This is a genomic window from Neobacillus sp. MER 74 (genome assembly GCF_023714155.1).
The window spans coordinates 25332-37167 of sequence record NZ_JAMAUV010000006.1 but is presented as its reverse complement, the minus strand read 5'-3'; the positions used below and the strand labels follow the sequence as shown (position 1 = coordinate 37167).

Here is an 11836-nt window from a genome sequence, read left to right as displayed (position 1 = left end):
CACAGTTTTATTAATTTTACCATAGTTTGCTAGTGTTACGAAGAAAAAAATGTAAATATTTCCTGAATTGTTAGCAAAAATTGATGTATTTCCTGAATTATTAAAATAATCAAGACGGAAACTCGACTATTTCTTCACCAATTAGAACAAATCCTTACAAAATTCATTAAATTATAACAAAATTCGCTGGAAATACATTTACATCTTTCTGCTAATCTAGTAAAATTGTCAATTAGATTAAACTAAAGGAGGAAAAAATAGGTGGATCGGTCGATGGAAGCTAAAAGCTCCAAAATAGATAATTTCTCGGAAATCGTGAGAAGAGCTTACGAAACGGGCGTTAACGAGCATGAAATCACCCTAGAAAAACTAATCGCAGACCTAAAAGCAGACTTGAAAAACTTAATGGTCGGTTAAATATATATAAATATAAGAATGATATAGGCCACCGAGGGTATCTCGGTGGCCATTTGTGTGTTTTCGGGAGAATGGTGCCCGTGAGTCAGAAAAAAAGGGTCCCACGGTAACCAAAGGAGTCGAATGGTGCCCGTGAGCCACCAAAAAAAGCTTCAACAGTAACTAGAGAAATTTATGACATAAATCAGAACTCTTATGACACATTTCTTGAGATTTATAACATAAATCAGAACTCTTATGACCTATTTCAAGAAACTTACGACATTTCCTGGATAAAATTGGGATCGGAATCGAACAAGAATGATTGGTATAAACTATGAAATTATTGTCTATCCTTATACTATAAAACTAGTTTTGTAGGGGTGGAGATCAATGAGTATAGAAGAATTAAATAAAATCATTGCGGTCAAAAAGATGGATTTAGAGGAGTGTGAGCAAGAACTTAATAGTCGTTACTATCCCTCGATAGTCAGAATGGCAATGACGAATTACATATTAATTTTACAAGAACAATTAGAAAGGTATAATAACGATCGGATTAATTTGTAGTAAGGCATATTATCTTTTTTACTGGTAATCATAAACACATTATTACCGATTTAAAAGGATGATAAAATTGTCAGACCCGCGAATAATTCAATTTGATAAAGCCGTAAAACTGAGAGAAGAGTCTACGAATGCTTTTATCGATTATTGGAGAGACCATGCACTATATACCTCTTTAGAATATTGGATAATGGTCGCTTTACTTGTGGTACCACTCATCTTTCTAGTCTTCAAAATTGATAAGAGCAAGCTGTTCTTAATTGGATTTTATGGGTATAGCATTCACGTATTAGCTGCGTACATAGACTTATTTGCGATAAATAGCGGGAAATGGAATTATCCATTTCCACTAATACCGTTTCTTCCTAGTATTTCTATCGATTCAAGTATTGTGCCGGTTACTTTTATGCTTGTCTATCAATGGACGCTAAATCATAAAAAAAATTTCTACGTGTATTCTACAATTACAGCAGTATTTTTCTCACTTGTTTTTAAACCGCTGCTTGCCGGACTAGGCTTGTTCCGGATGTATGGAAATATGAATTACTTTTATCTTTTGATTATATATGTGTTAGGATTTATAGCAGCAAAAATGATTACTAACGTATTTTTATGGCTTCAGAAGAAATTCACCAAATGATGATAAGGATCGCCGTGGCGGTCTTTTTCTATGGCCAAAAACTTGGAAATAATCACCTTATATTGGGAGATAATAAATATGAGGTGATTTGTGTGAGTTCTGTGATAAAGAATCTGGATTTACATGCTCAAGGGAATTGGCTGCCGATCAGTGTATCGTTGCTGTTGTTTTTATTTGCTCTTTTTATGCCCAAGAAAGAAATCGGGTGGAGAGAATGGTATATTACATTTGGAGTCGTTGGATATATTGCCTGGATTGGTGATTCTTTGATTGGAAGAATGTTGGATCTAGTTGATTTTGGCCATCCGAACGTAACAGGAATAGGTGAGTTTTTAAGCTACAGTTTCATTCCTTCGGCGCTGTCTGTTATGTATTTAAACTATTTAAAGAAAACAAATAAATGGACACTAGTGATTATTTTTACCATCATTGCTACGTTAATTGAATGGGGAATGAGGAAAGTGGGATATATAAAGCCTCATGGCTGGAGTTTCTACATCTCAATACCGTTGTATTTTGTGGTATTTAGCTTTTTCCTTCCTTTACACAGGAAAATAATAGAGGACCGAAACCTGGAAAAGTAAAATAACCGGAAATTTTCCGGTTAAGTGCAGAATGGAGCTCGTTTCGGGGTGGAATAAGCGGAGATTTTCCGCTTATGCAAAGAAAAACCCCCCATTTTCACGTTTTCTGATCCAATAGGCGGAATTTCTCCGTCTATTTTTGCCTTTTTTAATAAAAAAAACAAAATAGGCGGAATTTTTCCGTCTATTGATCAGCCCGGGTGCTTAACCTATCTCCATTAAAAGGTTTCATAAATTACTTTCCCTGTCTGGGATGTATCATAGTCTCCTAAAGAGTTAATTTCAGACTGAAAGTGACTCGATGATAAAATTTCCTTGACTGTGTGGATTAGTGGTTCCGTTTTAGGGGTTTTTATGATCACCAGGTCATACTGTTCTGTTATTAATGGAACAAAATCAACTCCAACTATTTTCGCAGCTTTTTCAATTCCCACGCCTAAATCGGCTGCGCCAGTCGAGACAGCGGAAGCCACACTTAAATGATTGCTCTCTTCGTGGTCATAACCTTTTATGTTCCTAGCAGGTATTTCGTTGATTCTAAGTTGTTCATCAAGAAGGATTCGTGCTCCGGACCCTTTCTCGCGATTAATTATTTTCACATCTTCTCGTTTTAAATCCGTCCAAGAGGTGAGATGTAAAGGGTTGCCTTGTTTAACGTAAAAACCTGCTTTTCTCGAAAGGAGGTTGATTAAAATAAAAGGAAAGCCCACTAATATTTTTTTTATATAGGGTAGATTATACCCGCCTGTATCCCCATCAAACAGATGTAAGCTAACGATGTCGCCATCACCATTGTACATGGAGATGAGGCTGTTTAAGCTTCCCGTAAAAGATCTTAATGGATTATAGGCAGAACTTTTCTCGATGTGTTTACCTAAGATATCTAATACGAGGTCTTGTCCGCTAATAACAATGTTAGGGGATTCTTTTTTATGAGAATCGGCACCAGAGGGTGGGAAGGTAGTAGTCTGATTCGTTTTATGATTATTTATATAATTGTCCAGGTCATTTGAATCAATTCTCATCTGTCTGCCTACACGGAATGCAGGTAGCTGCCCTTTTTTCACCAGGTCATAAAGGGTCAATTTCGAAACCTTTAATAGCTGCGATACCTCTTCAATCGTATAGGAATGTTCCTTTGACATTTGCATCCCTCCATCAATTATTTTAACTGAAACTGATAAAAAAACCATTCATTATCTATTTATTTTAGTTATAACTAATTATAATAAGTTATAACTAAATATAATCAATTAAAAAGGAGAGGGAAAGTGAAAAAACCTTTAATTTACTCATTGATTCTATTATTACTGGTCTTATCTGGATGTTCAGCGAAACCAGAAGAGCAGAATCAAAAAGTTTCAGATAAGAAAGTGGAGTTGACGATTTCAGCAGCTGCTAGTTTACAAGATGCCTTAAATGAGATTACAGCCACCTTTGAGAAGGAACACCCTAATGTGAAAGTAAACTATAATTTTGGAGCATCAGGGGCACTCGCGCAGCAAATTTCTCAAGGGGCGCCTGTCGATCTTTTCTTCTCTGCCGCTGAGGATAAATTTGATCAGTTGGTTCAAGACGGGCTAATTGAGGAGTCAAAAGGAACGGATCTAGTTGGAAATGAACTCGTATTAGTGGTGCCGAACGATGCAAAAAAAGAGATTAAAGGATTCGAGGACCTGACCAAATCAGATAAAATTTCCATCGGTACCCCTGAAGCAGTGCCAGCAGGACAATATGCGAAAGAAACATTAGAAAACGTAAATGTGTGGAAAGCGATGGAAGACAAAGTGGTATATGCCAAGGATGTCCGACAGGTGCTTACATATGTAGAGACGAACAATGTGGACGCAGGAATTGTCTATAAAACAGATGCTTTGGTATCTCAAAAAGTAAAAGTGGTAGCAACCGCAGCGGAAGATACTCACGCTCCTATTATTTATCCATTAGGTGTGATTAAGAACAGCAAGCATCTTAAAGAAGCCCAACTATTCTATGATTATCTTCAAAATGAAACAGCGCTGAAAACGTTCGAGAAGTTTGGATTCAAAGGAGTAAAAGAATAGACAATGACAACTGAGTTTTGGTCACCAGTCAAACTATCCATCGAGATCGCAACCGTTTCAGGGGTATGGGTATTAATTTTAGGATTATTTTTTGGGAAGGTGATGGCTCATACGAAGTTTAAAGGGAAGACCTTAGTGGAAACGGTATTCCTTTTACCCTTGGTATTGCCGCCATCTGTCGTTGGCTTCTTGTTAATTGTGATATTTGGAAGGAATAGTCCCATCGGACAAATCATAGAAGACTTGTTTAACCAACCTGTGATGTTTACGTGGGGGGCGGCTGTCATTGCCTCTTCTGTTGTCGCTTTTCCTCTGATGTATCAATCGGCTAAGACAGGATTTGAAGCGATTGATGGAGAAATTGAGCATGCAGCTCGGGTGGACGGGGCAACTGAGTTCAAATTATTTATGCTTATTTCGATGCCGCTTGCACGGAAAGCAATCCTTTCGGGTGCCATATTGAGTTTTGCGAGAGCGTTAGGGGAGTTTGGCGCGACTTTAATGTTTGCTGGAAACATCCCAGGCAAAACCCAAACCATTCCAACCGCTATTTATGTAGCCATTGATTCCGGCAATATGGAATTGGCTTGGCTATGGGTATTGAGTATGATCGGTATTTCATTTTTCATGCTGCTATTCGTCCACAGCATGAAATCTTAAACGTAAAAAAAGAAGGTGACTGAACTCAGCACCTTCTTTTTGTGTAACTAATTACTGCATAGAAATCCAGACACTCTTAACTTCTGTGTAGTTATTAAGGGCATAGGATCCCATTTCGCGTCCAATACCGGATTGCTTATATCCGCCAAATGGTGAAGCGGCATCAAATGCATTATAGCAGTTGACCCAAACCGTTCCAGCCCGGAGTTTGTTGGCAATATAATGGGCATTCGCAACATCGCGTGTCCACACGCCAGCTGCTAGTCCGTATTCACTATTGTTCGCACGATTAATTAATTCATCCAAATCGTCATATGGCATAGCGGAAATAACAGGTCCAAAGATTTCTTCCTTGGCAATCGTCATTTCATCGCGTACATCAGCAAAAATAGTAGGGGAGACAAAGTAACCCTGCTCTTGCGGACGATCACCGCCCACTACAAGCTGTGCGCCTTCGTTTAGTCCCTTTTCAATATAGCTAAGGACACGGTTTTGCTGCTCGGATGAAACAAGCGGTCCAATTTCTGTATCCGCATGGATTCCAGCACCTTGTCTAATGGATTTCGCATGGGAAGCCATATCAGCAACCACATTATCAAATTGTTTCTTTTGAATGAACACGCGGGAACCGGCACAGCAAACCTGTCCTTGGTTGAACATAACACCGTTAAGCGCACCTGGAATGGCCTTGGTTAAATCGGCATCAGGAAGGATGATGTTTGGTGATTTTCCTCCAAGCTCAAGTGTCACGCGCTTCAATGTTTTTGAAGCATTGGACATGATTGCTTTTCCGACCTCAGTGGAACCAGTGAAAGCAATTTTATCCACTAAAGGATGGTCAACGAGCGGTTGACCTGCCGTTTCGCCAAATCCAGGAACGATGTTGACCACACCTGCAGGGAATCCGGCTTCCTGAATCAATTCAGCCAGGTATAGCGCTGATAGCGGCGTTTGTTCCGCTGGCTTTAGAACAATGGTACAGCCAGTTGCAAGTGCAGCTCCGAGCTTCCACATGGCCATTAAGAGAGGGAAGTTCCAAGGGATAATTTGCCCAACTACGCCCACAGCCTCATGGCGAGTATAGTTTAAGAATGGTCCATTAACAGGAATGGTTTGTCCAACAATCTTCGTAGACCAGCCTGCATAATAGCGCATATGCTCGACTGCTAGAGGAATATCTGCATTAGTCGTTTCTCGAATCGGCTTGCCGTTATCCAACGTCTCTAACTGGGCTAGCTCTTCACTGTTTTCTTCCATCAAATCAGCAAGCTTGTACATAAGGCGGCTTCGATTTGCAGCGCTCATTTTCGACCATGGGCCTTCATCAAATGCTTTACGTGCCGCTTTTACAGCAAGATCAATATCCGCTGCACCTGCTTCATAAACATTTGCTAGTACTTCACCGGTGGCCGGGTTATATGTATCGAAGGTTTTTTGTGACTGACTCTCAACAAATTCACCATTAATAAATAATTTTTTCTTCCCGCGTAGGAACTTTTCTACCTTTTCTTTTAAAGCTACTGCTAATTGAGTCATATAATTCCTCCTTAAAAATAAGTTTTTTTCGCTTAACGGATGGAATGGAAAGCGTTTCCATGGAAAATGATAACACTATGAAAATATGAAAACAACTATTAATTACATAAATATTCTGATAATTTTTGATAAAAACAGTCAATTGGGCCGTATTTTATCGCCAAAACTCTCCATATTTGGATAAATATCAACAAAACTTTACAGAACTAAACAAAAAAACATAATAGATTCAGAAAGTGAGGAAACCTCTTTTACAATCTTCTACTTTAATTCCCTATATTTCATCAAAAAAACTCTATTTTTCCCCTCATCTTTCCTCTAAAATACAAAGTTGGAACACTTTTTTTCTAAAAAATATAGGGGGAAATAAAAAAGTGAAGAAATTTCAAAGGATTTTATTGGCAGTCGTCCTTCTGTTTGGTTGTTTTCCAGCTGTTGGTAATGCGGTCGCATCAGACCAGCTAAATGCATTTCTAACTGAAAATAATTGGACAGAAGAAGATTTAGACTCCTATCTGGAATACTACTATGATATGAGCTTGAATGATTTTTCTACTATTGATGAATTAAAAGAAACACTAGGTGAGCCAATTACGGAAGAAAATCTACAAAAATTTATAAAAGATTACGAGTTTCAAAATGAAGCAGACCTTGTTGCATTCCTTATTGAAAATGGGGAAATGGAAAAAGGTGAAACGATCAAGGATGTCTTTCGATATATGAATGCCCTTGAGGATACTATTTATTATTATACAGAAGACATCGGCACCCCGATTACTGATGAAAACCTCAATGAGCTGCTTGAAGATTATGATCTGACCCTTCAGGAATTGAAGGATTTATTGAAAAAGAATGACGATTCACTGGACGATTATGAAACGATTGAAGATCTGGATATGGCTGTAGCTTTGTATTTGGGCGGCGGAAATGGAATAGAGGATATTGTTTCCGAAATAGGCATTACAGAAACCGAAGTCACGGCATTGATGGCCCATTTTGAAAGCCTCAAACTAGATGAAGCGGCGGTTCAAGAAAAAATGGAATCATTTCAGAAACGTCTTGAACCATTTATTGAGTTAGAAACGGCCAGCGAGCTGACAAATGAACAGGCTGCCGAGTTGGCCAGCATTGTAGACGAAATCTTTAACATCGTTGAATTAAAGCCGAAGTTTTATCTAGTAAAGGACAGTAAAAAGAAACCCGTTACCATGAATGAGCTTGTTCAAATGGAAGATGCTCAAGGTTATGGCTTGCTGATCGAGCTTTATAATAATAAGGGTAAGTTTCTTGCAGATGTATTATTCCCTACAGACATGCTTAATTCGGAATTAATTGATGAAACGGTAAAGGATGTTAAAAAGATCGAGACCGCTGTAAAAGGTACAAAGGTAAAGCAGCCACGAACGATTAAAGGTGGTAAACTTCCGAATACAGCCGGCCATTATATCGAGTGGGCCCTGTTTGGTTCATTATTGGTTCTAGTAGGTGCCGCTTTTTACCGTCAGAGGAAAGAGCAAGCCTAATGAAAAGGAAAATCACGGCTCGAAAGTGGATGAGCATCATCCTAGTCCTAGTAGGATTAGGGATAGTGTTATCAAACATCAAGCCCTTTTTTCAACAAACAAATGAGGGTCAATTCCAATATAAACAGGAAAAAATGGCACCCAAAGTAGTAAAAGAAAAAGTTGGTTCGAAGCCTCTTTATTCCATCCGTTACAACATAGGGGATCGGATTGGAGACTTGGACATCCCAAAGCTTTCTAAGACCTTGCCGATTTTTCATGGGGCAAATGAAGATGAACTGGAAAAAGGAGTCGGCCATTTTGCAGGTAGCGTGCTGCCTGGGGAAAAGGATAATTCCGTTCTTTCAGGACACAGGGATACGGTGTTTAGACAATTAGGAAAGATCGGAAAAGGTGATTTACTCATTGTAAGGACATCTGCGGGCAAGTTTACCTATAAAGTAAGAAGAACACGAATTGTTGATGCCGATGATCGGACTGTGATTGTCCCTAAACCGAGAGCTACTTTGACGGTAACGACCTGTTATCCATTTTCATACATTGGAGACGCACCGCAGCGCTATATTTTAATAGCGGATTTAATTAGCTCTATGTAATTGTTCCCATACTTGAGGACGGACAATATAAGGTCAATGATAGCATGCAATAGGGTTCCGCCCAGTCGTATGGGGATATAAAAAGGTTAAACTCGCCATTGAAATAAATTGGCGAGTTTCTTTATTAGGAATGCAAAAACCTCACTCTCTTTTAAATAAAATGTTCTGTCTTTTATCGAGTAGCCAGCAAAAGGAAAATAAGCGGAAAATTTCCGGCTAAATGCAAAATGGAGCTCGTTTCAGGGGGAATAAGCGGAGATTTTCCGGTTATGGAAAGAAAAATTCCCCATTTTAGAACTTTTCGAGTAAATAGGCGGAATTTCTCCGTCTATTTATGCCTTTTTTAATCGAAATTACAAAATAAGCGGAATTTCTCCTTCTATTTACCCAGCCCGCGAGCTCAACCTGACCCCCCAACCGCTTCTTAGTTCTCGTTCCCTGGCTTATATGTATTAATACTCTTATCATGTTCCTTTTTAATATCAAACTCAACGTCACCTTTTTGATTATAGGTAGCTAAAGTGATTTTATGTAGATCTTCTTTCCCGAGTTGATGATTCATCATTTGAGAGTACAGCCAATCTAGGCTTTTATGCACAAACTTTAAATTATGCTGGATGATATCCCCGTCCATAATTAAGGGAATCGATATAAAAGTAGGGCTTGGTTGAATATTTAGGTCGCTGGGCTGTAAGGGTCTTTTATCCGACATTGGGATAATACTTACCTGTCCAGACTCCTCCATCACCGCTATCTCCACATCTAGTATATCGGTATATCCCTTTGTCCGGAGAATACCCTGAAGTTCATCCACTGTTAATCGAACTCTGGCTAACCCATGTTCGTCGATATCCCCCTTGCGAATCAAAACGGTAGGGCTGTGTGAAATCCAATACTTCAACTTATTGACTAAAGCCAGTCTCGATAAAATGATATATAAAAGTGCAATTGCAAAAGAATACCAAGCAGCGGACCAGTTGTTTTTTGAAACAATTGGCTCAGTTATAGCAGTTCCCATGATCTGTATAAACATCAGGTCGAAGGCTGTCATTTGTGCGACTGACCTCTTTCCAGCAAATTTAACCAATAAAAATCCTAAAGAAAACACCATAAAAGGTGTCCATAAATAATCATTTAAAAATGTCACTTTTTAATGCTAGCCTCCTCCCTTAATCCTTATTACCATTATTCCTAGTCTAAGCGAGAATAAACTTAGAAATTATATGAAGGAGGGTCCGCGTAGGATGAGGGATTCGCTGATATATTTCTATATTCGCTGATAAAAGTGTATTTCCCGCTGATATATTGCGTAGGTAACTTAATATCACCGCTTTTAGCCCTCATATTCGTAAATATTTGCGAATCCATGGAAATTAATAGTTTAGTATAACCTCCCCGCTAAAAATTACTGTCCAAAAAACCATGGGGACGGACATCGTACCCTATAAACAAAAAAAGGATAGCCCTGTTAAGGCTATCCAGTCTTCTTAATGAGCGAATTATTGCACTCAATGAGCGAATCTATCAATTCAATGGGCGAATCTTCGCATTCAATGAGCGAATCTATCAATCCAATGAGCGAATTCTATTAAGCTTCAATTGCTCGAGGCTGTTGGTAGACTTCATTCTCTAATTCACCTGTGATTTTACCAGTTAACACGCCGGCAGTCATGCTTCCGCTGACATTCAAGGCAGTACGGCCCATATCAATTAGAGGTTCGACAGAGATTAATAGTCCGACAATGGCGATTGGCAGGTTTAATACGGATAGAACGATCAGTGCGGCAAATGTAGCGCCGCCGCCAACACCTGCAACCCCAAATGAACTAATTGCGACTACTAGAATAAGCGTAATAATAAACGATGGGCTGAACGGATTGATGCCTGCAGAAGGCGCAACCATCACGGCTAGCATTGCTGGGTAAATACCAGCACATCCGTTTTGGCCGATGGAAAGTCCGAAAGAGGCAGCGAAGTTAGCAATCCCTTCCGATACACCAAAGTCCTTTGTTTGTGTTTTAATATTTAAAGGTAATGTTCCCGCACTTGTACGAGAAGTAAAGGCAAACGTTAGTGCCGGCAATGCTTTTTGCACGTAGTTTACAGGACTTAATTTAGCAAGGGAGAGGAGCAGTAAATGCACGATAAACATCGCAATTAACGCCACATAGGATGCAATCACAAACTTCCCTAATTTGGCGATCGCTGCATAATCACTCATCGCCATCACTTTTGTAATTAACGCAAGAACCCCATATGGAGTAAGACGAAGAATCAGGGTGACGACTCGCATGATAATCGCGTAAAACGTATCAATAATTTTAGCAAAAAATTCTCCATGTTCCGGATCTTTTCTCTTTACTCCAAGGTAAGCCATCCCCACAATCGCGGCAAAAATAACAACGGCGATCGTAGAAGTTGGACGAGCACCCGTTAAATCCGCAAATGGATTACTTGGAAGCAACTCGATGATTTGCTGTGGAATCGTCATATCTTGAACGCCAACCACTTTTTGTTCCAATTCAGCATTTCGAGCGGTTTCGGCATCCCCTTGATTTAATTGAATTCCATCCAGGCCAAATCCTAGCGCGGACCCAATTCCGATCGCTGCTGAAATAGCGGTCGTTCCAAGAAGAATAGCAATCACAAGAAAACTAATTTTCCCGATGTTTTTAGTCAATTTTAATTTCGTAAACGCTCCAACAATCGAGATAAACACAAGCGGCATAACAACCATTTGCAATAGTTTTACATACCCGGTTCCAACGATCGCAAACCAATCAATAGACTTTACCGTAACGTCGGAAGTTGTCCCATAAATCAAATGAATGATAAATCCAAAAACAATCCCTAAACCCAGTGCAGTAAAGACACGTTTAGAAAAAGACACATGCTTTTTCTGCATCGCGAACAATCCAAGAACAAGCAGTAGGAAAACTGCGATATTAATGATAATCAGGATAGTATCCATTTTTAATCCCCCTATAACGATTATTTATATTTAAAAAATACTATAATACTATTATTCCAATCGGTCAAGTCGGAATTATAAAAAAATAGAAGAACCACAAAATAACGGGTTCCGCTTCCTATCGCAAAACCCGAAAATGCAATCAAAAATATAATAAATTTTGTAACGCTGTTTGTATCTGTTTTTGTAATCAAAATAAAATGGCTCAGTTCGCTAAACTGAGCCATTCCTACTATCAATTTTCGATAGCTTCTTGAACTTACCTAACCTGTTAGTTGAACAAATATAGGAAAGGTTCTC

General features: G+C 39.0%; 12 protein-coding genes. 8 read left to right on the top strand and 4 right to left on the bottom strand.

The annotated features are described in order from the left end of the window. Positions 1 to 273: 273 nt before the first annotated feature. The 4 genes from M3610_RS12295 (at position 274) to M3610_RS12280 (ending at position 2187) form a co-directional block, all read left to right on the top strand. Positions 274 to 417, top strand: a complete 144-nt coding sequence (locus M3610_RS12295; protein WP_251459459.1) for a YwzD family small protein — start codon at positions 274 to 276, stop codon at positions 415 to 417. 372 nt (positions 418 to 789) lie between these two features. Continuing rightward, on the top strand, positions 790 to 966 hold the full coding sequence (locus M3610_RS12290) for a hypothetical protein (RefSeq protein ID WP_180229960.1): 177 nt from the start codon (positions 790 to 792) through the stop codon (positions 964 to 966). A 58-nt stretch (positions 967 to 1024) separates the two neighbouring features. Further along, positions 1025 to 1603, top strand: a complete 579-nt coding sequence (locus tag M3610_RS12285; protein WP_251459458.1) for a hypothetical protein — start codon at positions 1025 to 1027, stop codon at positions 1601 to 1603. A gap of 92 nt (positions 1604 to 1695) precedes the next feature. Then, entirely contained in the window at positions 1696 to 2187 is a 492-nt protein-coding gene (locus M3610_RS12280) for a CBO0543 family protein (RefSeq protein ID WP_251459457.1), read from the top strand. A gap of 218 nt (positions 2188 to 2405) precedes the next feature. Here the strand turns inward: M3610_RS12280 and M3610_RS12275 are convergent, their stop codons facing one another. Further along, on the bottom strand, positions 2406 to 3332 hold the full coding sequence (locus M3610_RS12275; protein WP_251459456.1) for a substrate-binding domain-containing protein: 927 nt from the start codon (positions 3330 to 3332) through the stop codon (positions 2406 to 2408). A 126-nt stretch (positions 3333 to 3458) separates the two neighbouring features. On the opposite strand from M3610_RS12275, the gene modA reads away from it, so the two are divergent. Further along, complete coding sequence (gene modA, locus M3610_RS12270) at positions 3459 to 4250, top strand: molybdate ABC transporter substrate-binding protein (protein ID WP_251459455.1); 792 nt, start codon at positions 3459 to 3461, stop codon at positions 4248 to 4250. A 3-nt stretch (positions 4251 to 4253) separates the two neighbouring features. After that, positions 4254 to 4910: a molybdate ABC transporter permease subunit gene (gene modB, locus M3610_RS12265; protein ID WP_251459454.1), complete on the top strand. Its 657-nt coding sequence runs from the start codon at positions 4254 to 4256 to the stop codon at positions 4908 to 4910. Positions 4911 to 4961: 51 nt separating this feature from the next. Here the strand turns inward: modB and M3610_RS12260 are convergent, their stop codons facing one another. Continuing rightward, complete coding sequence (locus M3610_RS12260; RefSeq protein WP_098571445.1) at positions 4962 to 6446, bottom strand: aldehyde dehydrogenase family protein; 1485 nt, start codon at positions 6444 to 6446, stop codon at positions 4962 to 4964. Between the two features lie 374 nt (positions 6447 to 6820). Here M3610_RS12260 and M3610_RS12255 point away from each other — a divergent pair, with 374 nt between their 5' ends. Together M3610_RS12255 and M3610_RS12250 are read left to right on the top strand one after the other, a co-directional pair. Continuing rightward, positions 6821 to 7969: a processed acidic surface protein gene (locus tag M3610_RS12255; RefSeq protein ID WP_251459453.1), complete on the top strand. Its 1149-nt coding sequence runs from the start codon at positions 6821 to 6823 to the stop codon at positions 7967 to 7969. Next, positions 7969 to 8565, top strand: a complete 597-nt coding sequence (locus M3610_RS12250) for a class D sortase (protein ID WP_251459452.1) — start codon at positions 7969 to 7971, stop codon at positions 8563 to 8565. The genes M3610_RS12255 and M3610_RS12250 overlap by 1 nt, the downstream gene beginning before the upstream one ends. A gap of 424 nt (positions 8566 to 8989) precedes the next feature. Here M3610_RS12250 and M3610_RS12245 read toward each other — a convergent pair whose 3' ends face one another. Together M3610_RS12245 and M3610_RS12240 are read right to left on the bottom strand one after the other, a co-directional pair. Then, positions 8990 to 9712: a DUF421 domain-containing protein gene (locus M3610_RS12245; protein WP_251459451.1), complete on the bottom strand. Its 723-nt coding sequence runs from the start codon at positions 9710 to 9712 to the stop codon at positions 8990 to 8992. Between the two features lie 441 nt (positions 9713 to 10153). Then, positions 10154 to 11536, bottom strand: coding sequence for an L-cystine transporter (locus tag M3610_RS12240; protein ID WP_251459450.1), 1383 nt, complete (start codon positions 11534 to 11536; stop codon positions 10154 to 10156). Between the last annotated feature and the right edge of the window lie 300 nt (positions 11537 to 11836).